Below are 24,164 nucleotides of genomic sequence, written 5' to 3'. Positions count from 1 at the left end.
GCCGCCCGGGTGTCGCCCCGGCTGCCCTACGGCTCGCTGATCCGGCGTGCGCGGGGCGGGCGGGGTGGGCGTCCGGGGCGTCGGCGGCGTACCCGATGGCCACGGCGCTGGGGGGTTCGGGGGGCGAGCTGGAACCAGATGCGCACCTCCGTGCCGCCCAGTACCGACGAGCCGATGCGTACGTCCCCGCCGGTCGTCTCCGCGAGTCTGCGCACGATGTCCAGGCCCAGGCCCGTCGAGCCGTCGCTCCCGGAGCCCAGGCCGCGCGCCATCGCCGCCTCCGGGTCGAGGATGCCGGGCCCGGCGTCGGACACCAGCACGATGACCGCGTCCTCGGCGTTGTGCACGTCGACCGCGAACGCGGTGCCCTCGGGGGTGTGCCGGAAGACGTTGCCGAGCAGGGCGTCGAGCGCGGCGGCGAGGTCCGCGCGGGCCACGGGTATGCGCACCGGGCGGTCGGTCCCGGCCACCCGGTGCGTGCGGCCCTCGTCCTCGGCGAGCGCCGACCAGAACGCCATCCGCTCGCGGACCACTTCGGCCGCGTCGCAGCCGGCGCCCGGACCGGCCGCGGCGGTCTGCGGTCTGGCGTCTCTCGCCGTCCTGATGATCGTGTCGACCTCGCGTTCCAGTTGCGCCACCGCCGCCCGGGTCTGCTCGGCGGCCGGACTGTCGCCGAGGGAGGCCGCGTTCAGCCGCAGCACGGTCAGCGGGGTGCGCAGCCGATGGGAGAGGTCGGCCGCCAGTTCCCTCTCGTTCGCGAGCAGTTGCACCACCTGGTCGGCCATCGAGTTGAACGCGGCGGACGCCAGCCGCAGTTCGCTCGGCCCGTCCTCCGCGACCCGCGCCCCGAGCCTCCCCTCCCCCAGCGCACGGGCGCCCTCGGCCAGGCGCTGCGCCGGCCGGACCATCCGCACGCCGAGCCGGTCGGCCACCGCGACCGAGCCGACGATCAACGCGGCGCCGACGGCGGCGAGCACACCCCATGCCGTGACCACCCCATGGGTCATCTCGGCGTCGGGCACATAGACCTCCACCACGGCGATGCCGCCGGAGCTGAGCGCGGTGGGCTGGAGCAGCGTGGAACCGCCCGGCACCTCGGCGGTGGAGGCCCGGCCCAGTCGGCGTGTGGCCGTGACGTCCCCGGCGGTGGCCCGCCGCCGGCCTATGTCGACCGCCTTCGTGCCGTCCCCCGCGGGAATGTGCACGGCGATCCCGTCCCCCGCCCCCGCCGAGGCGACGACCCGCTCCAACTGGTCCCGGTCGGTGGTGATGGACAGCGCGGGCGCGATGGCCGCGGCCGTGCGCTCCGCGTGGGAGAAGGCACGGTCGCGCGCCATCTCCTTGATCACCAGACCGAGCGGTACCGCGAAGGCCACCACGACCATCGCCGTCACCGCGAGGCACACCTTGACCAGCGCCCACCTCATGACCGCGGCTCCGGCCTCGGCGGCTCCAGCTTCACACCGACGCCGCGCAGCGTGTGCAGATAGCGCGGCTTCGCCGCCGTCTCGCCCAGCTTCCTTCTGAGCCAGGAGAGATGGACGTCGATGGTCTGATCGTCGCCGTACGACTGCTGCCACACCTCGGCCAGCAGTTCCCTGCGCGGCACGACGACGCCGGGCCTGCCCGCGAGGAAGGCCAGCAGATCGAACTCGCGCCGGGTCAGGTCCAGCCGGTCGCCGTCCAGTTCGGCATGGCGGCGCAGGGGGTCGATGGACAGGCCGCCGACCCTGAGGACCGTCGGCGGCGCCGCGTCCGCGGTGCTCGCCCGCGCACGGCGCAGCACGGCCGCGATCCGTGCCGACAGGTGCTCCACGGAGAACGGCTTGGTCAGGTAGTCGTCCGCGCCCGCGTTGAGCAGCCGGACGATCTCGCCCTCGTCGTCCCGCGCCGTGGCGATGATCACCGGCACGTCCGTGACGCCGCGCAGCATCTTCAGCGCCTCGGCGCCGTCCAGGTCGGGCAGTCCCAGATCGAGGATCACCAGGCCGAAGGAGTGGTGGGCGACCTCACGGAGCGCTTCCAGCGCGGTGCCGACGCTGCGCACCATGTGTCCGGCCTCCGTCAGATGCCTGATGAGCGCCGAACGTACGAACTGGTCGTCCTCGACCACGAGCACACTTGCCATGTGCGGCACCGTATGCCATGCGTGCGGGGCCCGTCGGAGCCTGTGGACAACTCGGCACGCCGGGCGGCGATGTACGCATCTGTGTGCGACGCGTGAGACACAGGTGGGGCGGGTGAGGCAGTATGGCCGGGATGCTGAGAGGACTCGTACACGTACTGGCGTGGTCGCTCGCCACGGGCGCCGCGGTCACGCTGTCGTGGTGGGGCGTCCACACGGTGATGGCGGGGACCGCGTACGACCCGCCCCGGGCATTGCCCATCGCCGCCGCGCAGGGGACGCGGCCGGAGCCCTCTCGGGACGTGAGCGGCCGGGAGAGCGCGACGCCTTCCGCGCCCGCGTCCTCTCCTTCTGCCTCCCCCTCGCCCTCGAAGGCGGGCGGCGGCCGGGAGGCCTCCACGACGGCGGCGCCGGCTCCCTCCGCAACGCCGGACGTCGGCCGGGTGAAGGGCTACGACACCGACGGGGGACGGGTCGTCTTCGACCTCGGGACGTCGTCCGCGACGCTGGTGTCGGCCACGCCGGGGGTCGGGTGGTCGATGCAGGTGTGGAAGACCGAGACCTGGATCCGGGTCGAGTTCGCCTCGGGGGTGCGGCGGGTGTCGGTGTTCTGCGTGTGGCACGACAGCGCTCCGCGGGTGGAGGTCGGGAACTACTGAGAGGCGCGCTGCGGGTGTTGCGGCTTTTTCGCGCAGGTCCCCGCGCCCCTGATCGTTGCGGCCGGCGTATCTCCTCGACCGCGGGCGCGTTGACGGGGGCGACGATGCGGACAAGCGACGGGCGTGGTGGATCGCGATGCGGGCCGCGCCCGAGCGGGCACCCGGTGGTTCGGCTGTGCTTCAGCGGAAGACCGACGGGGGCGGGGCCGGGGACGCTGTCGCCGAGTTGTCCGTCACCGGGGCGGCTCCGCCGGTCAAGTCCCTCAGGGGCCTGCCGTGTTCCACCCGGGCCGGGTGGGGGTCCGAGGCGGCCCGGCGGGTCAGTTCCGCGACGGGGAGAGGATGGGCGGAGGCGGCCAGGACCGCGTTGCCGAAGCGCTTGCCGCGCAGGACCACGGGGTCGGCGATCAGCGCGAGTTCGGGGAAGACCACCGCCGCCGTGGAGATCTGCCCCCGCAGATGGGCGAGCGGCGGACCGTCGGCGAGGTTCGCGGCGTACACGCCGCCGTCGCGGAGCACCCGGCGGACCTCCGTGAGGAACTCGACGGACGTCAGATGCGCGGGGGTGCGTGCCCCGCTGAAGACGTCCGCGATGACCAGGTCCGCCCACCCGTCCGGCACCTTCGCGAGCCCCTCACGGGCGTCGGTGGAGCGCACCCGTATGCGGGCAGCCGGGTCCAGGGGCAGCGCCCGCCGGACGAGTTGGACGAGCGCCGCGTCCCGTTCCACGACCTGCTGGGTGGACCGGGGACGGGTGGCGGCGGTGTAGCGGGCCAGGGTGAACGCGCCGCCGCCGAGGTGCACGGCCTGGACGGGGCGGCCGGGCGGGGCGGCCAGGTCGATGACGTGGCCGAGTCGGCGCTGGTACTCGAAGGCGAGATGGGCGGGGTCGTCCAGATCGACGTGGGACTGCGGCGCGCCGTCGATGAGGAGGGTCCAGGCGCGCGCCCGGTCCCGGTCGGGTATCAACTGGGCGAGCCCGCCCTCGACCGTCTCCTCGACGGCATCCGCCGCCTGCCCCCGCCGCGCGTTCCGTGACCTGCCCACTCCGCCATTATCAGGGGCCCGGAAGGGGGCGGCCCATCGGCGGGTGGGGCGGGCGCGGGGCCCGTGCCGCGGTGTCAGCGAACGGTCACCGACAGTTGTCCGCGGCCTCGATCAGCCGGGCCGCCTCCCCGAGTGCCGCCCGCAGCACCGCCGGGTCCGTCGCCAGTCCGGCGTCGCCGGGCGGCAGCAGCCAACCGGTGCCCTGAAGGGGCGGTGCCGGCACGGCGAAGCCGATACCGCGCGCGTCGGTCTGCGTGCAGGTGCTGCCGGGTACGTCCCAGGCCGCCGCCGTGCCCGGCGGGACCAGGAAGCCCAGGGTGTCGCAGCCGTCGTCGTGCAGCACGGGGCCGACGCGGTCGCCCGCGCCGCGGCGGAGGATGTCGACCGCCTCAAGCCCCTGCCGGACCGGTACGGTCACCAGGTCGGGTGCCGGCCGCGGCGGCGCTCCGCGCTCCGGTACCGGCCGCGCGCTCGACGACTGCGTACGGAACTCGACGCTCTGCGTGGTGTGCATCCCGGCCTCCAAGACGGCACCCCTCCCCGACGACGGAACACGGGACGGAAGTTCGGGCGGCTTCCCGATCCGTCGGGTTCAACGCTCCAGGACGTCAACGGCAACGGGCGCAACACTGCCGCAAAGGATGGCAGTTCATGGCGGATCGCGCATGAGATATCCGTTTTGTAGCCAAACATCGCATGTCGGAGCTCGCGGGGCAGGTACGTTCATTCACCGCCGGATCGGGGAAGCACGTGGCGCACCACGGGGGCAGGTCCGCCAAGTCGTCCCCGGCCCGGCATGGTTCGACGGTTCGCACGAGAGGGCCCGACCATGACCTCGTCCTCATCCCCCAGGCCACCACGGCCGAACCTCGCCTTCCGGCACCTGCGCGGACAGCGCTCGCCGGGCGAGTTCGCCGCGGCGGTCCGGCGCGCCGCCCGCGAGATCGGTGAGCGGGTCAGCTGTGACGCGCGGTACATCGGACGGGTAGAGGCGGGCGAGATCCGTTGCCCCAACTACGCCTACGAACGGGTGTTCTTGCACATGTTCCCCGGCCGCTCGCTCACCGACCTGGGGTTCGCCCCGCGGTCGGTGGTACGCGGCCGTGGAGCGCGCCCGACCGAGGGCGCGCTCCCCCCACGCACCGTCCGTGACCCGCACCCCCTGGGTGAGACACCGGGGACGCGCGGGACGTATCACACTCCACACACCTACGAGACGCACGAGTCGTACGGCACGCACGCGTACGACGAACAGAACCACGAGGAGAGCGACGTGCAACGTCGCGCGTTCATGACCGGCGGCACGGCCACCGTGGCGGCCGCCTCCCTGAGCCCGTTCGGGCTCGCCTTCGGCGGCCGGGCGACCGCCGCCGGACGTCCGGCCCAGCGCCCGGGCTCGTCCGAGGCCGGCGCGCTCGAAGAGGCCGTGCGCAAGATCCGCGTACTGGACGACCGGCACGGCGCCGACGGCCTCTACCGCCGCGCCGCCGCCCCGCTGCGCGCCGCGTACGCGCTGCTCGACGCGGGCACGACCCGGCAGTCGGTCGCCGACCGGCTGTACGCGGGCGCGGGCGAACTGGCCATCTCGGTGGGGTGGCTGGCACACGACTCCGGGCGCTTCGACGACGCACGCTCGCACTACGCCGAAGCCCTGGCCACGGCCCGGATGGCCGGTGACCCGGCCCTGGAGGCCCACGCCTTCTGCAACACCGCCTTCCTCGCACGCGACGCCGGGCGCCCTCGGGAGGCCGTGCGGGCGGCGCAGGCGGCGCAGCGCGCCGCGCGCCCGCTCGGCTCGCACCGCCTGCTCTCGCTGCTCTCCCTGCGGGAGGCGGGCGGCTGGGCCGGGCTCGCGGACCGGGCGGGCTGCGAGCAGGCCCTGGCCAGGGCCCAGGCGCTGTTCGACCGGGGCTCCTCGGACGCGGACCCCGAGTGGATGACGTTCTACGGCGAGGCCGAGCTGGAGGGCCTGGAGGCGCAGTGCTGGTCGACCCTGGGCGACTGGCACCGGGCGGCCCGGCACGCCAGGCGCGCGGCGGAACTCCAGGACCCGCACTTCACCCGGAACATCGCCCTGTACACGGCGGAACTGGCCGACGACCTCGCCCGGGGCGGCCGTCCCGACGAGGCGGCCACGGCCGGGTGGCGGGTCCTGGACCTCCTCGACGAGGTCCAGTCCTCCAGGATCCAGAGCATGCTGGCGGGCACGGCGAGGGTCCTGCTGCCGCACCGGCGGGCGTCGGGCGTGTCCGCGTTCCTGGACCGCCACGCGAACCTTCCCCGCATGGCGTGAGGAGGCCGCCTCGGCGGCAGTCCGCGCCGACCCTTCCCTCGAACGTGTCGCGGTACGCGCGCGGTGGGGCTCCCGGGGTCTCCCCGAGGTGCCGCGCGTGTCGCCGCCTCCGGTGCCGGACCGCCCACGGCGAGGACGGTGCCGTCGTCTTGGGCGGGGTCGGCGCCGCCCACCGGCTCGGCGGCGCCGCACGGGACGCGTTACGGGACCTACGACCCGGTCCGGTTCCTGCGGGGGTGCGCACCCGGGCGGGGCCGTGCGCCGGCGCGTGGGCCAGCAGCAGTCGCCGCCGTCGCCGGAGAGACGTCAGCCCGCCAGGTGCCCCAGGTCGTTCCACGACTCGATCGCCGGCTCCCCGTAGGCCCAGCCGAGCACCGACAGGGACGTGGGGTTGAGCCTGATCCGCGCGGCGAACTCCAGGGGCAGGCCCAGCCAGCGCGCGCCTATGGAGCGCAGGATGTGTCCGTGCGCGAAGACCAGGACGTCCTGGTCCGCCGAGCGCGCCCACTCCACGACCTCGTCCGCGCGGGCGGACACCTCGGCCAGGGTCTCCCCCTCGGGCACGCCGTCACGCCAGATCAGCCAGCCGGGCCGGATCGACCGGATCTCGGCGGGGGTCATCCCCTCGTACGCCCCGTAGTCCCACTCCAGCAGCGTGTCCCAGGCGGCCGCCCGGTCGCCGAACCCGGCCAGTTCGCACGTCTCCCGCGCGCGTGAGAGCGGACTGGTGCGCACCTCGACGCCCGGCAGGCCCTCGAACGGCGCCCGGTGCAGGCGCTCCCCCAGCAGCTTGGCGCCCTGGCGCCCCTCTTCCAGGAGGGGCATGTCGGTCCTGCCGGTGTGCTTGCCGGACCGTGACCACTCGGTCTGTCCGTGCCGGGCCAGCAGGATGCGCGGTGCCATGGGGGGGCCTTTCCGGGACGTGGCGGGGGACCTCCACGCGACCGCCACGACCGAGGGGAAATCCATACGGTGGTCACACCATCATCGCCCATACGGCTCTCGGACAACCTGACCGGTGGGATCTGCGTCTTTGAGGGCCGGGGGCGCCGGGGGCGCACCACACGGACAGGAGCGCGCACCGTAAGGTGGCACGACCGGAACGCTGGGACCGCAGCGATCACTAGGGGGAGGGCGAGTCGGATGCCGCAGGCCGAGACACCAGACACCGGGGTGGGCCCGCTGACCCGCCTGCGCTGGTGGACCGAGCTGCCCTTGATCGTCCTGGTGTACCTCTCGTACTCCGCCGGCCGGCTGCTCGGCCGCGGCGACGCCTCCACCGCCGTGGACCACGGTCTGGCGCTGCTGCGCGCGGAGAAGCTGCTGCACATCAACGCCGAGCACCCGCTGAACCGTCTCTTCACGCGCGAGGCGTGGCTCGGTGTGCCGGCCGACTTCTGGTACGCGTCGCTGCACTACCTGGTGACCCCGGCGATCCTCGTGTGGCTGTTCCGGCGCCGCAAGCAGTACTACCGCGCGGCCCGCACCTGGCTGATGACGTCCACGTTCCTCGGCCTGATCGGCTTCACCCTGGTCCCGACCTGCCCGCCCCGCCTGCTCTCCGCGCAGCACGGCTTCGTCGACACGATGGCCCAGTACAGCTCGTACGGCTGGTGGGGCGGCGCCGCGAGCGCGCCGCGCGGCCTCGGCGCCATGACGAACCAGTACGCGGCGATGCCGAGCCTGCACGTCGGCTGGGCGCTGTGGTGCGGCGTGATGCTGTGGCGCCACGGCGGTTCGCGCTGGGCCAGGGCGGCCGCCGTCCTGTACCCGCTGACCACGGCGATCGTGGTGATGGGCACCGCCAACCACTATCTCCTGGACGCGGTCGCGGGCATCGCCGTGATGGGCGTCGGCCTCCTGCTGGCACGCCCGGTGACGCGGGCCGCCGACGCGCTCCGGGCCCGGCTGCTGCCCTCGGCGTCCCCCGTGGCCTCCCCCGCCGCGGACGCCCCTTCGGACGTCTCGGGCACGGTGGACTCCCCCGTTGTCAGTGGCGGGTGCCAGACTTCGACGGGTGAGCGAATTCCCCGACAGCGCCTCTCCCGCCCAGGGCAGGAAGCCGAGCCGGGTGCCTCCCCCGCGGACGCGGGCGACGGCGCTGCGGCAGCGGCTCGCTGACCTGCGCGGGCCCTCCGTCCCACCCAAGGCTCTCGACGCGCGCGCCCTCGCGGCGCTCGCCGCGAACCCGGGGTGCAGACGGCGCGCGCTCCTGGACGGGGCGGGAGTGGACAAGGCGGCGCTGGCGAGCGCGCTGGGCGCCCCGTCGGCGTTCGGGCAGTCCCAGTTCGCCTTCATGCGGGGCAACGCGTTCGAGGCCCGGGTCAAGGCGGACGGCGGGGCCGAGCTGCTCCGGCTGGTGCGCGAGAAGCTCGACCCGGCCGCCGAGGCCCCCGGGACGGCGACCGTCGCCGACCTCACCGCGGTGGGCCCCGAGGGACGCGTCGCGCGCACGGCGCTGGCGCTGCGCGAGGCCGGCACGAGGGGCGGCTGGACCCTGCTCGACCATCCCCTGCTCGCCCTCGACGTGGCGGGCTCCCTCGCGTTCCTCGAGCCCGACGCGGTCGTCGTCCACCCGGACGGGAGCTGGACGGTGGTCGAGATCAAGTCCTTCCCGATGCTGGACGGTTCGGCCGACCCGGCGAAGGTGGGGGCGGCGGCCCGGCAGTCCGCGGTGTACGTGCTGGCGCTGGATGAGGTCGCGGACCGCCTCGGCGCGCGGGCTCCGGGAAGCGGTGCGGCCGACGAGGAGGGCGCGCCCGGCGCCGCCCCGCTCGTGCGGGACCGGATCCTGCTGGTCTGCCCGAAGGACTTCTCCAACCTGCCCACCGCCTGCGCCGTCGACGTCCGCAAGCAGCGCGCGGTCACCCGGCGCCAGCTCGACCGGCTCACCCGGATCGAGGAGATCGCCGAGACCCTGCCCGAGGGCACCTGCTTCGCCACGGACCTCCCCCAGGACCGGCTGACAGCAGCCGTGGAGTCGGTGTCCGCGACCTACGCGCCCGAGTGCCTCTCGGCCTGCGAGCTGGCCTTCCACTGCCGCGGGCGCGCCCGCGCCGAGGGCGCCGTGACCTCCTACGGCCGCTCGCTGCGGGCCGAGCTGGGCGGCCTGACCACGGTGGACGAGGTCCTCGCCGCCGCCCAGGGTGCGGTCGGGGACCCGGACGATCCGGCGGTCGCCGCGCTGCGCAGGGCGTCCGCGCTGCGGGCCGAGGCACTGGCCGGCCGGGAGGGCGCCGGATGTCGCTGATCGCCACGCTCGGCCGCCTGGAGGCGGTGCGCTCCGGACGCGCCCAGCCCGCCGCGACCGTCCGCCACCGGCATCTGTCCGACCGGCCGCTGGTGTTCGTGCCGCTCACCACCGCCGGTGAGGCCGGGGCCCCGCTCGGCGCGCTCGTCGGCACCGAACGGGACGCGCCCCGGCTGCTCGTGGTGCCGCAGCCCCGCGACCGCGACCTGCGGTTCGCGTTCCTGGCCGCCCTCGCGGACATCGTCCTGCCGCACTTCGACGCGCACGCGGAGACGGTGGAGGCGGCCGAGCGCACGGAGACCGATCCCGAGACCGGCAAGCGGGTCAAGGTGGAGGTCGACCTGTGCGCGGACGCGCCGCAGCTGATCGTGCCGAGCGGCGCGGGCATCGGGTTCGTACGGCTGCTGGGGCGCGCGACGCGGTTCCGGCGCACCGCCGAGCAGGACCCGGAGGCCCCGTATCCGGCGCCGCCGCGCGTGCCGCTGCTGGGCCGCTGGTTCACGCACTACGGGGAGCGTGCCCGGGTCCCCGGCTCCTCGCTGCTGCTGTCCGCCACGGATCTGCTGGCCCAGCACTGGGCGAGCGGGCAGTCCGGCCTGGAGGACCAGCACCTGGGCAAGGTGCTCGCCTGGATCGACCCCCCGCCGGGCGAGTCGGGTGCCGAGGCCGCGCTGCGGGCCGAGCTGACCCGGGACGGTGCGGGCCAGCTGCTGTGCCCTCCGGCGGGCCCCGCCACCGACCCGGCCTTCGACAACAAGCTGCTCGCCCCGGCCATCGAGGCCTACGACCGGGCACGGTCCCGGCTCGCCGCCGCCGAGGACGGTGTGGAGGCGGACGACCGGCTCGGGGACCTCACCGCGGCCGAGCAGTGGATCCGCGAGCTGGTGGCCAGCCGGACCCGGCCCGCCTGGGACGCCGTGTGGCGCGGGCTCGACCTGCTGCGCGAGCTGCCCGAGGGCGCGCATGTCGCCGACCGGTGGACGCGGGACCGGTGGTCGTTCACCGCGCACCGGGACCGGATCACGGCCGGGGAGCCGCCGCAGCCGCGCCGCGACGACGCGGTGACGGCGGCGAACAAGCTGGCCGCGCGCGAGCGCGAGCAGGCCCGCCTCGACGCCCAGGAGGCGCTGGACGACCCGCTGCTGATGGCGGGGCAGCGGCTTGCCGGGCAGGCGTTCGAGGGGGAGGTCACCGAGGTGGTGATGGCGTACAGCGAGGGCAAGCGGCCGAGCCCCCGACCGCTGGTGACCGTGGACACCGGCGACTCCCCGGCCGTGGGAGAGCGCACGAAGGTGTACCGGTCGCTGGGCGGGAAGCCGCAGACGGCCGAGTTCGTCGGGTTCGAGGGCGGCCGGGACGGCGGCCTGCTGGTGCTGCGCATCCTCGACAAGATGGGCCGCGGCAAGGAGCCGGAGGCCGGTTCGGTGCCCGAGAAGGGCGACGTCGTCTGCTTCACGCTCTTCGAGCACGAGCAGCGGGGCGGGGCCCGGCTGCCCGATCCGGAGAACACCCCCTGGACGCACGGTGGCCCGCCGGGCGAGCCCGACGCGCTTCCGCAGCCCGATCCACCGACCGAGGAGGACGTCCTGTGACCGTGTTCGCTCAGCCGGGCGGGGCCGTCGACCCGGGCACGGCCGCCGCGCGGGCCACCGAGGCGATCCTGCGCGACACGCTGCACGGTGCGGACCGCGGGGTCGTGGTCGACTCGCCGCCGGGGGCCGGGAAGTCGACGCTCGTCGTCCGCGCCGCGCTCGAACTGGCCGGCGCGGGACGGCCCCTGATGGTGATCGCGCAGACCAACGCGCAGGTGGACGACCTGGTGCTGCGGCTGGCGGAGAAGGAGCCCGGCCTGCCGGTCGGGCGACTGCACAGCAGCGACACCGACCCCTACGACAAGGCGCTCGACGCGCTGCCGAACGTCCGCACCTCGGCGAAGGTCGGGGAGCTGGCGGGCCTGGACGTCGTGATCTCCACGGCCGCCAAGTGGGCGCACGTCAAGGATGTCGAGCCCTGGCGGCACGCGATCGTGGACGAGGCGTACCAGATGCGTTCGGACGCGTTGCTGGCGGTGGCGGGCCTGTTCGAACGTGCGCTGTTCGTGGGCGACCCCGGGCAGCTGGACCCGTTCGCGATCGTGGGCGTGGAGCAGTGGGCCGGGTTGTCGTACGACCCGTCCGCCTCGGCGGTGACGACACTGCTGGCCCACAACCCGCGGTTGCCGCAGCACCGGCTTCCGGTGTCCTGGCGGCTTCCCGCGTCGGCGGCACCGCTGGTGTCGGACGCCTTCTACCCGTTCACCCCGTTCCGCAGCGGTACGGGGCATGGGGACCGGCGGCTCTCCTTCGCGGTGGCCTCGGACGGTTCGGGGCCCGACCGGGTGATCGACGAGGCGGCCGGGACGGGCTGGGGCCTGCTGGAGCTGCCCGCGCGCCACACCCCGCGCACGGACCCCGAGGCGGTGCGTGCGGTGGCGGCGGTCGTACGGCGGCTGCTGGAGCGGGGTGGGGCGGCCCTCTCGGAGCGGTCCGAGCAGCCGGTGCCGCTGACGGCTGACCGGATCGCTGTCGGCACCGCGCACCGGGACCAGGCGGCGGCGGTCCGTGCCGCCCTCGCGGACCTCGGAGTGAGAAATGTGGCGGTGGACACGGCGAACCGGCTTCAGGGCCGGGAGTTCGATGTGACCGTGGTGCTGCATCCGCTGTCGGGCCGCCCGGACGCGACCGCGTTCCACCTGGAGACCGGCCGCCTGTGCGTCCTGGCGTCCCGCCACCGGCACGCCTGCATCGTGGTGTGCAGGTCGGGGGTGTCGTCCCTGCTGGACGACCACCCCTCGACGGAGCCGGTGGCCCTCGGCGTGACGGTGAAGTTCCCGGACGGCTGGGAGGCCAACCACGCGGTGCTCTCGCACCTCGCCGAACACCGGATCCCCTGGCGCCCCTGACCAGGGCGAGCGGTGGGGAACATCGTGGGGGCCGGCGGCCTTGGGACAGGGGATGCCGGTGTCCGCATCGCCCCGGCCCCCTTGCGTCGCCGCGAGACAATGGACGGTGGCCCACCGGAAGGGGGGCGCCACCCGAACCGTACGAGAAGGAGAAGACATGGCGGAGCCCACGCCGCGTCGGAACGAGTCGCGGCTACGCCCCGCGCCCCTGCTCTTCGAGCCCGCGGAGGCGGCCTGCGACCCGGAGCACTTCTTCGACCTGGAGTCGATGGACGACCCCCGGGCACTGCTCGCGCGGGCCACGGAACTGGCGCAGGCCTTTCGCGCGGCGGCCGACCGGGCGGTGGAGTATCAGGCCGTCGCGGCGGCGCAGCTCGCCGACCCGCGCCGCTTCGACCGGCTGAGCCCCGCGGACATCGCCGAGCGGGCGGAGTGGACGGAGGACTACGCGAAGAGGATGGTGGAGTTCGGCCGGGGCCTGCTGCGCGGCACCGAGGCCGGCGGGGGCCCGGAGAGCCTGGGCTGAGCGATCGCCGGGCATATGCCCGGCGGCACTGTACCCGGCGCCGCCGCCCCTGTCCCGGAATTCGGCGACTCTCGGAGACCGTTCGCTCACCGCCGGTAGATGTGGACGCCATGAGCAGCCGAACGCCGTCGACGCAGTCCCCGCGCGTACCTCCCTCCGACCGGTTCGACGCCACGGGCGTCACCACGGAGGGCGCCGCCTGGCTCGCCTCGGCGGCCGCGCACCCGCGCAGCACGCTCGCGCTCTGGGCGGAGCGGCCCGCCGCCCCCGTGGTCCTGGCGTGCGGCAGCGTGTTCGACGTGATCAACGCACCCGCGATCTTCGGACGCCGCATGCTGGACCGACTGTGGGACGAGGGGCCCGGCTCCGGGCCGGTCGCCGCGCACCGGGGCCGGATGCTGCTGTTCACGGCGCCGGGAACAGCCCGGCGGCTGCCGGCCCTGCTCGACTGGGAGGAGTGGGGCGGGCGGGCGCACCGGATCCCGCCGCTGCTGTGCCACGGCCCCGGCGACGCCGTGACGGTGCCCGCCGCCCGCCGCACCCCGGCCGACGACGCCCGCCCCGAGTCACGCTGGCTGGTGGCGCCCGACACCCGGCACCCCTGGCTTCCGGGGCCCGAGATCCTTCTGTGGGCCGCCGTACGGGCGGCACGCACCGCGGCCTCCGCCGCCGTACGGATATCGATTTTTCCTCCCGCCGACCAGGATGCTAAGGTCTACGACGTCAGCAGGCGCCGCTAGCTCAGTTGGTTAGAGCAGCTGACTCTTAATCAGCGGGTCCGGGGTTCGAGTCCCTGGCGGCGCACAGACGCGATGGCGGTTCTGTCCTGCACCAGCATGGTGCGAGGTGGGACCGCCATCGTCTTTTTCTCACTCTCTCGTGATCTTCACGACCCACGCCCCCGTCGGCGTCTGGTCCTCCACGGTCACCTTCACCCCGTCCCCGGGCACCGTGAAGCTCTCACCGAGCGCGACCGGCGCGTCCGCGAGGGGCGGATACACCGAGTTGCCCCAGCACGCCGCCGACTGCGGATGGGCGTCGAGCACCTGGATGGGGCCGTCGCCGGACTCCATGTCGCTGCGGACGCGGTAGACGAGGACGCCCTGCAGGCAGACCCCGGTGTCGTTGCCGATGGCCGAGCGCGCCTCGATCGCGATCACGCTGTCGGGCGCCGTCCGCACGACCGCCAGCTTGGTGCCGCTCCCCGACCCGAAGGCCTCCGTGCCAGGATCCGCGCCGACCGCACCCGCACCATCCGGGCTGCCCGGGCTGGCCGGACTGCCCGCCGCGCCGACCGCGCCCGCCGAGGCGGTCGTGGCCGAGGTCCAGGACGACCCCGCACTCACCGGCACCTGCGGCACCCCGGTCGGCCCGGCCTCCAGCGGCTCCAGCGTCAGCCGCGTGACCATGCCGCGTACGCACACCACCTGACGCGGGTCGATCCACCCCAGTTTCCACTTGTGCCAGGCGAACATGTCCGGCGCCAGCCCGAACTGGCTGCCCATGAGATCCCAGTCGCCGACATAGGTGTCCCAGTCGCCCTTGCCACCGGTGGGCCGGTGGTAGAGGTCGGGCAGGTCGAACGTGTGGCCGGTCTCGTGGGCGAGGACGAGCCGGTCCGGCGGATGCTTCTCGAAGACCGTCACCACCCGGCGGATGTCGGTGCCGTCGGCGCGCAGCGGGGTGTCGAGGTTCACCACCTTCGTGGCGTCGGAGTCGACACCGGGCGCGTTCGGGTCGGCGACGAAGTACACGATGTCGTAGCGCGAGTAGTCGACATACTTGTCGGAGACCGCGATCGCGTCGTGCAGATACGCGGAGCGGCGGGCCGCGTTCCAGTCACGCCTCATCGCGTACCAGGTCGAGGCGTGGGGCATCTGGATCCAGCGGCCCACCGGGTGCGGGTGCAGGGTGAACCGGCCGTAGGAGGCACGCTCGTAGAACCTGCTGGTCTCGGGGAAGTAGTCCGCGGTCAGCTGGGCCGGCGTGGTCGCCGGTTTGGCGTCCGTGAACGACAGGAAGACCATGACCGCCTCCAGCGCGTGCACCGGCCGCGTGTAGGAGGCGTTCCAGGTGTCCAACCCCTCGGAGTGGTGCGCCTGACCGCGCTCCAGCTCGCAGCTCGCCGCCAGGGGCTCGGCGAGGGCGGGGCCGGTGATGACGGAGGTCGCGACCATCGCCGCCATCGCCGTGACGACGGACGCGGTCCTGCGGAGTATCGGCGCCGCCCCACCCCGGACAAGCCCCCTGGGGGCATTCCGGAATGATCCCTTGAGGGGGAGCGGACGCGACACGTCGACCTCCGGGTGCGGTTCGGGAACTCCGCACCCAGCTTTGTCCTACTTGTATGACTACGCCCTGTTTGCCTGCCCCGGAAGGGTGAGAGGCCGTCAGTCGGGGGAAAGGCCAGGAGGGATCCTCGACTCCGGGGAGGGGCAGTGCGGAGTGGGAGCACACGACGGCGCACGGGCACCGAGGGGGCGGTCGGCTCCGACCGACACCCCGGACACTCACGGAACGTCACAGTCGGACGCGGCCTGATAGAGCGGGGCCCCGGGCGGGCAGAAACGATCTGTCAGAAGGTGCGCGCGCACGCGGAGGCCGGACGACGGCTGGAAGGCTCCTCAGGCAGCCTCTATGATCGGCACACTTTCCTGCGCGAACACAGCTTGTACAGCTTGTACGGCCGTTCACCACGCGGCCGTCGGCTCCGACGAGACCCACGAGATCCGTACGAAGAACGAGTGCACTGCGGGAGCGAGCGGTGAGCGGAACGTCCGAAGGGCCGGCGCCCACGGCAGACCTCGTCAGCCCGGCCGTCGCGGAGAGTCACCAGGTGTACGACATCGCGTCGACCGGCGCGGCCGCCCCCTCCACTCCAGGACCCGCGCCGGGCCCCGCGCCGGGGCCTTCGCCCGGGGTGCACCCGGTGCCGCCCGCCGGCGGGTCCCCTCCCTCCCCGGCCGCCCGGCCGCACCCTTACACGCTGGGCGCCGCGTTCGCCGCCGCGCCGCTCGCCATGGCGGTCGTCGGCGAGGAGGGCCTGATCGTCACCGCCAACGAGGCCATGGGGTCGCTGCTGGGCACCGGCACGGACGCGGTGGTGGGCAGGGTCGCCGCCGATCTGGTGGACCTGTCCTCGGACACCCGTACCTGGCACGCGTACCGCGAGATGCTGTGCGGTCGGCAGTCGCGACTGCGCTGCACCCGCCGCCTCAAACACCCCGACGGGCACTCGCTCTGGGTCCAGGTGACCGTCACCCCCTTGCCGGAGAACGAGCACGCCGTCCTGCTCTCCGTGGCCGACATCAGCGTCCGGCGCGAACTGCAGGCCCGGCTGCGCCACTTGCAGATGCACGATCCGGTGACCCGGCTGCCCAACCGGGGCCTGTTCTTCGAACGTCTGTCCGCCGCACTGGAGGCGCAGTCCTACGAGGCCAGCGGCACCGGCCGGATCGGGCTGTGCTACCTGGACCTCGACGGCTTCAAGGCGGTCAACGACTCGCTCGGCCATCGGGTGGGCGACCGGCTGCTCTCGGCGGTCGCGGAGCGCCTGACGCGCTGCGCGGAGGAGGTCGGCCGCACCCGCGCGAACACTCCCCTGGTGGCCCGGCTGGGCGGGGACGAGTTCGCGCTGCTCGTCGAGGACTCGACCGGCACCGACCAGCTCGCCGAACTGGCCGAGTCGCTGCTCAAGGCGATCCAGGCGCCGTTCGACCTGTCCGGGCAGCGGCTGTCCGTGTCGGCCTCGATCGGCGTCGTGGAACGGCACGCCGCGGGGACGACGGCGACCGGTCTGATGCAGGCCGCCGACACGACGCTGTACTGGGCGAAGGCCGACGGGAAGGCCCGCTGGACCCTGTTCGACCCGGAGCGCAACGCACACCGCATGACCCGTCAGGCCCTGTCCTCCGGCCTGCGGCCGGCCATCGAACGGGGCGAGTTCGCACTGGAGTACCAGCCCCTGGTGGGGATGGAGGACGGCCGGGTGCGCGGGGTGGAGGCGCTGGTGCGCTGGCATCACCCCCAGTTCGGCACCTTGACGCCGAATCGGTTCATCGGACTGGCGGAAGAGGACGGCTCCATCGTGCCGCTGGGGCGCTGGGCGCTGAGGACCGCCTGCCGGCAGGCGCGCCGCTGGCAACTCGACCGCCCGGACGAACCGCCGATCTTCGTCAGTGTGAACGTGGCGGTGCGTCAGGTCTGGGACTCCGACCTGGTGGCGGACGTTGCGGACACGCTCGCGGAGACCGGGCTCGCCCCGCACCTGCTGCAACTGGAACTCACCGAGTCCGCCGTCATGGGCTCCGCCGGCCGGCCCCTCCAGGCCCTCCAGGCACTCAGCGACATGGGCGTGCACATCGCCATCGACGACTTCGGCACCGGCTACTCCAACCTCGCCTATCTCAGCCGGCTGCCGGTGTCGGTGCTGAAGCTGGACGGGTCGTTCGTCCGCGGCTTCCAGTACGAGGGGGCGGACGACGGGGAGCGGCCCAACCCCGCCGACGAGGTCATCGTGGAAGCCATGATCCAGCTCGCGCACCGACTGGGGCTGACGGTGACCGCCGAGTGCGTGGAGACCTCGGCGCAGGCCAGCCGGTTGCGCAGGATCGGGTGCGACACCGGGCAGGGGTGGCTGTACTCGCGCCCCGTACCGGCGGACCGGATCACGGAACTCGTGGAGTCCCGCCCGCGCGGGGGTGCCGCGTAGCGGCGGGGCTTGCGGGGCCCTGCCGGCCCCGACCCGGACGGGTCAGGAGGCCGGGAAGTCGTAGGCCTGGGCGATCAGTTCGTAGGAGCGCAGGCGGAGCGCGCCGTCGTGGGCGTTGGACGTGATCATCAACTCGTCGGCCCCCGTGCGCTTGTGGAGGGCGTCCAGGCCGGAGCGGACCTCGTCGGCGGTGCCGTGGACGACGTTCGCCGTCCAGGACTCGAAGAACTCCTGCTCCATCGCGCTGAACGCGTAGGCCTCCGCCTCCTCGGGCGTCGGGACCAGGCCGGGGCGGCCCATGCGCAGACGGAGCATGTTGAGCGCGGCGGCGCGGACCTGGCGGCGGGCCTCCCTCTCCTCGTCGGTGGCGAGGGCGGCGACACCTATCAGGGCGTACGGCGCGTCCAGCACCGCGGAGGGGCGGAAGGACTCCCGGTACAGGTCGAGGGCCGGGACGGTGTTCCGCGCGGAGAAGTGGTGCGCGAAGGCGAAGGGCAGGCCCAGCATGCCGGCCAGCTGGGCGCTGAACCCGGAGGAGCCCAGCAGCCAGACGGGCGGCCTGTGGGCGGACTGGACGCCGCCCGGCGCGGTGGCCTGGACGGGGCCCGGGACCGCGTGGATGCGGGCGTAGGGATGTCCGTCCGGGAAGTCGTCGTCGAGGAAGCGCGTCAGTTCGCTCAGCTGCTGGGGGAAGTCGTCCGCGCCCTCGGAGAGGTGGTCGGCGCGGCGCAGCGCGGCGGCGGTGGCGCCGTCCGTGCCGGGGGCGCGCCCGAGGCCCAGGTCGATACGGCCCGGAGCCATGGCCTCCAGCGTGCCGAACTGCTCCGCGATGACGAGCGGGGCGTGGTTGGGGAGCATCACGCCGCCCGAGCCGAGCCGGATGCGCTCGGTGTGGGCGGCGAGGTGGGCGAGGATCACGGCGGGCGAGGACGACGCGACGCCCGGCATCGAGTGGTGCTCGGCGACCCAGTACCGGTGGAAGCCGCGGGCCTCGGCGAGGCGGGCGAGGGCGACACCGGTGCGCAGCGCGTCGGTGGCGGTGTGGCCGGCACCCACCGTGACCAGGTCGAGTACGGACAGGGGCACGGGGGCGGTGCCCTGTGCCGTGCCGCGGATCTCGTCCACCGAACTGCCTCCCATGTGCGTGTCGCCTTCCGCGTCGCACAACAGGAGGCACTCCCCGCCTATTCCCGCCCGCCCGGCGCGGGGGCGGCCCGCCCCGGCGGGTCCCCGCCCCCGCGCGAACTGTTCACACCTGGACGATGGGCTCCTTGGTGAACAGCGCCCCCAGGGCCGGGGCGTTCACCCGGCGGTCCACCAGGCGCAGCGCCTCCCAGACCGTGACCTGGTTCGCGGTGAGGACCGGCTTGGCCAGCTCCTTCTCCAGGAGGGTGAGATGCGCGGCCGTGTGCAGCGCGGTGTCCGGGAGCAGGACGGCCTCGGCGTCCGGGTGATCGCCCGCCTGGGCGAGGGCCAGCACCTCCTTCGCGTCCCACGCGGCCACCTCCCGCGCGGACGCGATCCCCGCGCTGTGCACGGACACCACCTCCACGCCCGCCGCGCCCAGGAACCGGGCGAACAGCTCCGCCGCGCCGTCCGGGTAGGTCGCCGCGACCGCCACCCGCCGCGCCCCGATCTCCCGCACCGCGTGCGCGAACCCGAAGGAGGTCGAGGACGCGGGCGTCCCGGCCGCGTGGGCGAGGCCGCGCACCTGCTCGTGGGCGCCCTCCCAGCCAGGGGTGAAGCTTCCGCTGGTGGACGCCCAGACCACGGCCTCGGCCCCCGCCAGACGCAGTTCCTCGACGCCCGCGGCGAGCTGCCGCGCCGCGTCCGGCCCGGGTGCGCCGGCCGCGTCCGGTGCCATGCCCGCGCGCAGGGCGTCCGCCGGGTGCGCACCCTCACCGGTGGCGATGTGCACGAGGTCGACCCGGATGTCACTGGCCAGCAACTGCTCGATGCGCGGGTAGTCGTCCTCGGCGTGATGGCCCGGGTAGAGGAATCCGAGTGCGGTCATGCCCAACCTTCCTGTTCTTCCGGTTCTCCCGGTGTTGTATGGGTATCCGGCGCCCGGGTACCCAGGTGACGCAAAGCAGCCCCGTTCTCCTCACCCGGTCGGCCCAGAGCACACGGGCCGCCGGCGCCGCCGGCATGTTGACGGCGGTTGCCGCGGGTGCGACCGTGTTCCGTCCGCGCATGTCAGACGCCCGGCCGGCCGCCGCCATCCACCGTCGGCCGCCTCCGCCGAAGGGAGGCCCGGTACCCGTATGCCCGCTTCCCGGCCCGCGCACCGCCCCACCCTGCTCGTTCTGGGCGCCGACACCGGTCCACCGCCCCGGCTCGGCCGGCTCACCGGCCGGGTGCGGATCGAGTACGCCGACGACGCGGCCCTCGCGCGGCGCCTGCCGGGCGCGGACGTCCTGCTCGTCTGGGACGTCACCTCCCACGCCGTGCGTGCGGCGTGGCCCGGGCAGGGGCCCCGGCCACGATGGGTGCACACCGCGAGTGCGGGTGTGGACCATCTGATGTGCCCCGAACTCACCGCGTCCGACACGGTGGTGACGAACGCGCGCGGCATCTTCGACCTGCCGGTGGCCGAGTACGTGGCCGCGCTCGTCCTCGCGCTGGCCAAGGACCTGCCCCGGACCTGGGACCTGCAGGGGGAGCGGGAGTGGCGGCACCGGGAGACGACGCGGGTGGCGGGCACCCGGGCCTGCGTGGTCGGGTCCGGGCCGATCGGGCGGACCATCGCCCGCACGCTCAAGGCGCTGGGTGTCACGGTGTCGGTCGTGGGCCGTGTCCCGCACACCGGCATCCACGGCCCGGACGACCTGGACCGGCTGATCGCCCGGGCCGACTGGGTGATCGCCGCGGCTCCGCTCACCGAGCGGACGCGGGGCATGTTCGACCTGAGGCGCTTCGGGGTGATGCAGCCCTCGGCCCGCTTCATCAACGTGGGGCGCGGGCAGCTCGTGGTGGAGGACGCGCTCGCCGAGGCGCTGTCGCGGCGGTGGATCGCGGGCGCGGCACTGGACGTCTTCCCGCGGGAACCGCTCGCCCGCGACAGCCGGTTGTGGCGCCTTCCCGGGCTGCTGGTGTCCCCGCACATGAGCGGGGACACGGTCGGCCGGTGGGACGAGCTCGGCGCGCAGTTCGTCGCGCTCTTCGAGCGGTGGGAGGCGGGACGGCCGCTGGTGAACGTGGTCGACAAGGCGCGGGGGTACGTTCCCGGCCGCTGAGCGCGCGGTGACGTCCTCCCCGTCGGGAACGCGGTGCCGTGCGCGGCCGTCAGGAGCGGGGCGGGGCCGAAACCGGCCGGAATACATCGCATGGCTTCGGGTAGCCGCGCGCCCATGGCTCCACCATGGACGAAGGACGCGGAAAAACCCGGACCCACCAGACGGTCACTGCTCGCCGGTGTCGCCGCTATCGGAGCGCTCGGCGCGGCCGGCTGCACCCGCGTGGCCTCGGCGTCGACCACCTCAGGCGGCGATCTGCTGAACCGGCTCAGGGCCCAGGGCGTGGTACGCCTGGGCATCGCCGGTGAGATCCCCTTCGGCTACATCGACAAGGACGGAGAACTCACCGGGGAGGCCCCGGAGCTGGCGAAGGCCGTGTTCAAACGGCTCGGCGTCGACCGGGTCCAGCCGGTGCCCACCGAGTTCGGCTCCCTCATACCCGGGTTGAACTCCCAGCAGTTCGACGTCGTCTCCGCCGGGATGTACATCAACCCGGAGCGCTGTCAACAGGTCATCTTCGCCGACCCCGACTACCAGATGCTCGACTCCTTCATCGTGCGCAAGGGCAACCCCAAGGGCCTGCACAACTACAAGGACGTCGTGGCGAAGAAGGCGAAGTTCGCCACCGGCACCGGCTACGCGGAGATCCAGTACGCCGTGGAGGCCGGGTACAAGGAGAGCGACATCCTGATCGTGCCCGATCAGGTCGCCGGACTGAACGCGGTGGAGGCCGGCCGGGTCGACGTGTTCGCCGGTACCGCGCTCACCACCCGCGAGGTGGTCAGGAAGTCCACCGAGGCGGAGGCCACCAAGCCGTTCGCGCCGCTGGTGAAGGGCAAACCCCATGTGGACGGCGGCGGTTTCGCGTTCCGGTCCGCGGAGACACGGCTGCGGGACGCCTTCAACGCCGAGCTGCGGAGGATGAAGGCGAACGGCGAGGTCCACCGCATCCTGCGCCCCTTCGGTTTCGGCAGGGCCGAGATGACCGACATGACCGCGAAGGAGCTGTGCCGCGGATGACTTCGGGTCTGTGGGACCTCGTACTGAAGGGCATATGGATCACCGTCCAGTTGCTCGTGCTCAGCGCGCTGCTGGCAGGGGCGGTCTCCTTCGCCGTCGGTATCGCGCGCACCCACCGGCTGTGGATCGTGCGCTTCCTGGCCGGCTTCTACACCGAGGTGTTCCGGGGCACCTCGGCACTGATCATGATCTTCTGGGTGTTCTTCGTGCTGCCGCTCGCCTTCGGCTGGCAGCTGGTGCCGCTGTGGGCGGGCACGCTCGCCCTGGGGCTGACCTACGGGGCGTACGGCGCCGAGATCGTACGCGGCGCCCTGAACGCCGTCGACCCGGCGCAGCGGGAGGGCGGGATCGCGCTGAGCTTCACCCCCTGGCAGCGCATGCGCAAGATCCTGCTGCCGCAGGCGGTGCCGGAGATGATCCCGCCGTTCTCCAACCTGCTGGTCGAGCTGCTGAAGGGGACCGCGCTGGTCTCCGTGATGGGCATGGGCGACCTGACGTTCAGCGGGAACCTGGTGCGGCTGGCGCTGCAGGAGAGCGCGAAGATCTACACGTACCTCCTGATCATCTACTTCGTGATCGCTTTCCTGCTCACGCGGCTGATGCGCGGTCTTGAACGCCGTCTGAAGGAGGGCGTCGGCAAGGCGCCGCGGCGGACCGCCGCCTCCTCCTCCGCTCGGCAGTCCGAGACGACCACGGTGACGGGCGGTGTCGCGTGAACTGGGACTGGGGCGCCGTACGCGCCTTCATGCCGCACTTCTGGGACGGTCTCGAGGTCACCCTCCAGGCGCTGGCCCTCGGCTCACTGATCTCCTTCGCCCTCGGTCTCCTCTGGGCGCTGCTGATGCGCACGCCGACCCGGCTGGTGCGCTGGCCGGTGGGGGTCGTGACCGAGTTCGTCCGGGACACCCCGCTGCTGGTGCAGCTGTTCTTCCTCTTCTACGTGCTGCCCGAGTGGGGGCTGACCTTCTCCGCGCTGACCACCGGTGTCTTCGCGATCGGCCTGCACTACTCGACGTACACGATGCAGGTCTACCGGGCCGGCATCGACGCGGTGCCCGCCGGCCAGTGGGAGGCGGCCACCGCGCTGAGCCTTCCGGTGCGGCGCACCTGGACCGCGGTGATCCTGCCGCAGGCGATCCGCCGGGTCGTGCCCGCGCTCGGCAACTACGTGATCGCGATGCTCAAGGACACGCCGATGCTGATGACGATCACCGTGCTCGACATGCTCGGCCAGGCACGGCTGTTCTCCCAGCAGCACTTCCAGTTCACGGAGCCTCTCACCGTCATCGGGGTGGCCTTCATCCTGATCTCCTACCCCGCCTCCCTCCTCCTGCGAGCCCTGGAGCGACGTCTTGTCCGCTGACACCCCCCTCAGGAAAGAACCCGACGCCCCCGCGAGCGCGACGGCCGCGGCCCCCAGCGGCGAGTTGATCCGCTTCGACCAGGTCACCAAGCGCTTCGGCGACCACACGGTCCTCGACAAGCTGGACTTCTCCGTGCGGCCGGGCAAGCACGTCACCCTGATCGGCCCCTCGGGCTCCGGGAAGACCACGATCCTGCGTCTGCTGATGACCTTGGCCAAGCCCGACGAGGGCACCATCACGGTCGGCGGTCAGCGGCTGTTCCCGGCGGACGACAAGCAGGTCCGGGAGATACGCAAGAACATCGGGATGGTCTTCCAGCAGTTCAACCTGTTCCCGAACATGAAGGTGCTCCGGAACATCACCGAGGCGCCGGTGACCGTGCTCGGCATGTCGAAGGACGAGGCCGAGCAGCGGGCGCGCGAGCTGCTCGACCTGGTCGGGCTCGGCGATCACCTGGACAAGTACCCGAACCAGCTCTCCGGCGGGCAGCAGCAGCGCGTCGCCATCGCCCGAGCGCTCGCGATGCGCCCGCAGGTGCTGCTGCTGGACGAGGTGACCTCGGCACTGGACCCGGAGCTGGTCGCCGGGGTCCTGGACGTCCTGCGTGACATCGCCCACAGCACGGACATCACCATGCTGTGCGTGACGCACGAGATGAACTTCGCCCGGGACATCTCGGACCGTGTGCTGATGTTCGACTCCGGCAAGGTCATCGAGGCCGGCGCCCCGGAGCAGATCTTCACCGAACCCGAGCAGGCCCGGACCCGGGAGTTCCTCAGCGCGGTGCTGTGACCGCCCGAGGGTGGTCATGAGCACCCCGGGAGACCAGGTAGTATTTCTTTTGTCGCCGGACGTGAGAGCGTGCTGCGACAGGGTCTGCGCCGCTAGCTCAGTTGGTTAGAGCAGCTGACTCTTAATCAGCGGGTCCGGGGTTCGAGTCCCTGGCGGCGCACGGAAAAGAGGCTCCTCGCAATAGCGAGGGGCCTCTTCTC

At 73.3% G+C, this 24,164-nt stretch carries 22 protein-coding genes and 2 tRNA genes; 16 read left to right on the top strand and 8 right to left on the bottom strand.

Annotation, left to right across the window (positions count from 1 at the left end; all coding sequences use genetic code 11):
- Window positions 1-26: 26 nt before the first annotated feature.
- Window positions 27-1,427, bottom strand: coding sequence for a HAMP domain-containing sensor histidine kinase (locus AB0C59_RS13495; protein ID WP_363003840.1), 1,401 nt, complete (start codon window positions 1,425-1,427; stop codon window positions 27-29).
- Window positions 1,424-2,128: a response regulator transcription factor gene (locus AB0C59_RS13490; RefSeq protein WP_363003838.1), complete on the bottom strand. Its 705-nt coding sequence runs from the start codon at window positions 2,126-2,128 to the stop codon at window positions 1,424-1,426. Before AB0C59_RS13490 ends, AB0C59_RS13495 begins: the two co-directional genes overlap by 4 nt.
- A 131-nt stretch (window positions 2,129-2,259) precedes the next feature.
- Here AB0C59_RS13490 and AB0C59_RS13485 point away from each other — a divergent pair, with 131 nt between their 5' ends.
- Window positions 2,260-2,784 carry a hypothetical protein gene (locus AB0C59_RS13485; RefSeq protein WP_363003836.1) on the top strand — a complete coding sequence of 175 codons (525 nt, stop codon included), beginning with the start codon at window positions 2,260-2,262 and terminating at the stop codon, window positions 2,782-2,784.
- A 180-nt stretch (window positions 2,785-2,964) separates the two neighbouring features.
- Here AB0C59_RS13485 and AB0C59_RS13480 read toward each other — a convergent pair whose 3' ends face one another.
- Entirely contained in the window at window positions 2,965-3,831 is an 867-nt protein-coding gene (locus AB0C59_RS13480; RefSeq protein ID WP_363003834.1) for a fused MFS/spermidine synthase, read from the bottom strand.
- Between the two features lie 85 nt (window positions 3,832-3,916).
- The gene (locus AB0C59_RS13475; RefSeq protein WP_363003832.1) at window positions 3,917-4,345 is read right to left on the bottom strand and encodes a hypothetical protein; all 429 of its coding nucleotides are present in this window, start codon (window positions 4,343-4,345) and stop codon (window positions 3,917-3,919) included.
- A 315-nt stretch (window positions 4,346-4,660) separates the two neighbouring features.
- Here AB0C59_RS13475 and AB0C59_RS13470 point away from each other — a divergent pair, with 315 nt between their 5' ends.
- Window positions 4,661-6,124 carry a hypothetical protein gene (locus AB0C59_RS13470; protein ID WP_363003830.1) on the top strand — a complete coding sequence of 488 codons (1,464 nt, stop codon included), beginning with the start codon at window positions 4,661-4,663 and terminating at the stop codon, window positions 6,122-6,124.
- Window positions 6,125-6,430: 306 nt separating this feature from the next.
- On the opposite strand, the gene AB0C59_RS13465 is transcribed toward AB0C59_RS13470, so the two are convergent.
- Complete coding sequence (locus AB0C59_RS13465; RefSeq protein WP_363003828.1) at window positions 6,431-7,027, bottom strand: histidine phosphatase family protein; 597 nt, start codon at window positions 7,025-7,027, stop codon at window positions 6,431-6,433.
- Window positions 7,028-7,267: 240 nt separating this feature from the next.
- Between AB0C59_RS13465 and AB0C59_RS13460 the strand changes: the two genes are divergently transcribed.
- From AB0C59_RS13460 to AB0C59_RS13430, 7 genes are all read left to right on the top strand, one after another.
- Window positions 7,268-8,245, top strand: coding sequence for a phosphatase PAP2 family protein (locus tag AB0C59_RS13460; protein WP_363003826.1), 978 nt, complete (start codon window positions 7,268-7,270; stop codon window positions 8,243-8,245).
- Window positions 8,196-9,374, top strand: a complete 1,179-nt coding sequence (locus AB0C59_RS13455) for a hypothetical protein (RefSeq protein WP_363004153.1) — start codon at window positions 8,196-8,198, stop codon at window positions 9,372-9,374. Before AB0C59_RS13460 ends, AB0C59_RS13455 begins: the two co-directional genes overlap by 50 nt.
- On the top strand, window positions 9,365-10,966 hold the full coding sequence (locus tag AB0C59_RS13450) for a hypothetical protein (RefSeq protein ID WP_363003824.1): 1,602 nt from the start codon (window positions 9,365-9,367) through the stop codon (window positions 10,964-10,966). Before AB0C59_RS13455 ends, AB0C59_RS13450 begins: the two co-directional genes overlap by 10 nt.
- Window positions 10,963-12,315: an AAA domain-containing protein gene (locus AB0C59_RS13445; RefSeq protein ID WP_363003822.1), complete on the top strand. Its 1,353-nt coding sequence runs from the start codon at window positions 10,963-10,965 to the stop codon at window positions 12,313-12,315. The genes AB0C59_RS13450 and AB0C59_RS13445 overlap by 4 nt, the downstream gene beginning before the upstream one ends.
- 157 nt (window positions 12,316-12,472) lie before the next feature.
- Window positions 12,473-12,841, top strand: a complete 369-nt coding sequence (locus AB0C59_RS13440) for a hypothetical protein (protein WP_363003820.1) — start codon at window positions 12,473-12,475, stop codon at window positions 12,839-12,841.
- 110 nt (window positions 12,842-12,951) lie between these two features.
- Entirely contained in the window at window positions 12,952-13,581 is a 630-nt protein-coding gene (locus AB0C59_RS13435) for a bifunctional DNA primase/polymerase (RefSeq protein WP_363003818.1), read from the top strand.
- Window positions 13,572-13,645, top strand: a tRNA-Lys gene (locus tag AB0C59_RS13430). The genes AB0C59_RS13435 and AB0C59_RS13430 overlap by 10 nt, the downstream gene beginning before the upstream one ends.
- A 65-nt stretch (window positions 13,646-13,710) precedes the next feature.
- Here the strand turns inward: AB0C59_RS13430 and AB0C59_RS13425 are convergent.
- Window positions 13,711-15,135 carry a M6 family metalloprotease domain-containing protein gene (locus tag AB0C59_RS13425; protein WP_363003817.1) on the bottom strand — a complete coding sequence of 475 codons (1,425 nt, stop codon included), beginning with the start codon at window positions 15,133-15,135 and terminating at the stop codon, window positions 13,711-13,713.
- A gap of 470 nt (window positions 15,136-15,605) precedes the next feature.
- On the opposite strand from AB0C59_RS13425, the gene AB0C59_RS13420 reads away from it, so the two are divergent.
- Window positions 15,606-17,552 carry an EAL domain-containing protein gene (locus AB0C59_RS13420; RefSeq protein ID WP_363003816.1) on the top strand — a complete coding sequence of 649 codons (1,947 nt, stop codon included), beginning with the start codon at window positions 15,606-15,608 and terminating at the stop codon, window positions 17,550-17,552.
- A gap of 42 nt (window positions 17,553-17,594) precedes the next feature.
- Here the strand turns inward: AB0C59_RS13420 and AB0C59_RS13415 are convergent, their stop codons facing one another.
- Both AB0C59_RS13415 and AB0C59_RS13410 read right to left on the bottom strand, forming a co-directional pair.
- Window positions 17,595-18,692, bottom strand: coding sequence for an LLM class flavin-dependent oxidoreductase (locus AB0C59_RS13415; RefSeq protein ID WP_363003815.1), 1,098 nt, complete (start codon window positions 18,690-18,692; stop codon window positions 17,595-17,597).
- 109 nt (window positions 18,693-18,801) lie between these two features.
- Complete coding sequence (locus AB0C59_RS13410; RefSeq protein ID WP_363003813.1) at window positions 18,802-19,566, bottom strand: decarboxylase; 765 nt, start codon at window positions 19,564-19,566, stop codon at window positions 18,802-18,804.
- 250 nt (window positions 19,567-19,816) lie between these two features.
- Between AB0C59_RS13410 and AB0C59_RS13405 the strand changes: the two genes are divergently transcribed.
- The 6 genes from AB0C59_RS13405 (at window position 19,817) to AB0C59_RS13380 (ending at window position 24,124) form a co-directional block, all read left to right on the top strand.
- On the top strand, window positions 19,817-20,788 hold the full coding sequence (locus AB0C59_RS13405; protein WP_363003811.1) for a D-2-hydroxyacid dehydrogenase: 972 nt from the start codon (window positions 19,817-19,819) through the stop codon (window positions 20,786-20,788).
- Between the two features lie 114 nt (window positions 20,789-20,902).
- Window positions 20,903-21,808, top strand: coding sequence for an ectoine/hydroxyectoine ABC transporter substrate-binding protein EhuB (gene ehuB / locus AB0C59_RS13400; protein ID WP_363003809.1), 906 nt, complete (start codon window positions 20,903-20,905; stop codon window positions 21,806-21,808).
- On the top strand, window positions 21,805-22,524 hold the full coding sequence (gene ehuC, locus AB0C59_RS13395) for an ectoine/hydroxyectoine ABC transporter permease subunit EhuC (protein WP_363003807.1): 720 nt from the start codon (window positions 21,805-21,807) through the stop codon (window positions 22,522-22,524). Before ehuB ends, ehuC begins: the two co-directional genes overlap by 4 nt.
- Window positions 22,521-23,171, top strand: a complete 651-nt coding sequence (gene ehuD / locus AB0C59_RS13390) for an ectoine/hydroxyectoine ABC transporter permease subunit EhuD (protein ID WP_363003805.1) — start codon at window positions 22,521-22,523, stop codon at window positions 23,169-23,171. Before ehuC ends, ehuD begins: the two co-directional genes overlap by 4 nt.
- A 64-nt stretch (window positions 23,172-23,235) precedes the next feature.
- A complete protein-coding gene (gene ehuA, locus AB0C59_RS13385) occupies window positions 23,236-23,964 on the top strand; it encodes an ectoine/hydroxyectoine ABC transporter ATP-binding protein EhuA (RefSeq protein ID WP_363004151.1) in 729 nt (242 codons plus the stop codon).
- An 86-nt stretch (window positions 23,965-24,050) separates the two neighbouring features.
- A tRNA-Lys gene (locus tag AB0C59_RS13380) sits at window positions 24,051-24,124 on the top strand.
- Window positions 24,125-24,164: the final 40 nt, after the last annotated feature.

It is taken from the genome of Streptomyces sp. NPDC048664 (assembly GCF_040650555.1).
In the GTDB taxonomy this organism is placed as follows: Bacteria; Actinomycetota; Actinomycetes; order Streptomycetales; family Streptomycetaceae; genus Streptomyces.
The sequence above is the reverse complement of the archived record's forward strand: the minus strand, read 5'-3'. Positions and strand labels throughout refer to the sequence as shown.

Bases quoted from the DNA above. Each gene is read 5' to 3' on its own strand.
- ehuC (WP_363003807.1), top strand. From the start codon at position 21,805: ATGACTTCGGGTCTGTGGGACCTCGTACTGAAGGGCATATGGATCACC.
- AB0C59_RS13450 (WP_363003824.1), top strand. From the start codon at position 9,365: ATGTCGCTGATCGCCACGCTCGGCCGCCTGGAGGCGGTGCGCTCCGGA.
- ehuB (WP_363003809.1), top strand. From the start codon at position 20,903: ATGGCTCCACCATGGACGAAGGACGCGGAAAAACCCGGACCCACCAGA.
- AB0C59_RS13470 (WP_363003830.1), top strand. From the start codon at position 4,661: ATGACCTCGTCCTCATCCCCCAGGCCACCACGGCCGAACCTCGCCTTC.
- AB0C59_RS13465 (WP_363003828.1), bottom strand. From the start codon at position 7,027: ATGGCACCGCGCATCCTGCTGGCCCGGCACGGACAGACCGAGTGGTCA.
- AB0C59_RS13440 (WP_363003820.1), top strand. From the start codon at position 12,473: ATGGCGGAGCCCACGCCGCGTCGGAACGAGTCGCGGCTACGCCCCGCG.
- AB0C59_RS13435 (WP_363003818.1), top strand. From the start codon at position 12,952: ATGAGCAGCCGAACGCCGTCGACGCAGTCCCCGCGCGTACCTCCCTCC.
- AB0C59_RS13410 (WP_363003813.1), bottom strand. From the start codon at position 19,566: ATGACCGCACTCGGATTCCTCTACCCGGGCCATCACGCCGAGGACGAC.
- AB0C59_RS13475 (WP_363003832.1), bottom strand. From the start codon at position 4,345: ATGCACACCACGCAGAGCGTCGAGTTCCGTACGCAGTCGTCGAGCGCG.
- AB0C59_RS13495 (WP_363003840.1), bottom strand. From the start codon at position 1,427: ATGAGGTGGGCGCTGGTCAAGGTGTGCCTCGCGGTGACGGCGATGGTC.
- AB0C59_RS13405 (WP_363003811.1), top strand. From the start codon at position 19,817: ATGCCCGCTTCCCGGCCCGCGCACCGCCCCACCCTGCTCGTTCTGGGC.
- AB0C59_RS13460 (WP_363003826.1), top strand. From the start codon at position 7,268: ATGCCGCAGGCCGAGACACCAGACACCGGGGTGGGCCCGCTGACCCGC.
- AB0C59_RS13485 (WP_363003836.1), top strand. From the start codon at position 2,260: ATGCTGAGAGGACTCGTACACGTACTGGCGTGGTCGCTCGCCACGGGC.
- AB0C59_RS13490 (WP_363003838.1), bottom strand. From the start codon at position 2,128: ATGGCAAGTGTGCTCGTGGTCGAGGACGACCAGTTCGTACGTTCGGCG.
- AB0C59_RS13415 (WP_363003815.1), bottom strand. From the start codon at position 18,692: ATGGGAGGCAGTTCGGTGGACGAGATCCGCGGCACGGCACAGGGCACC.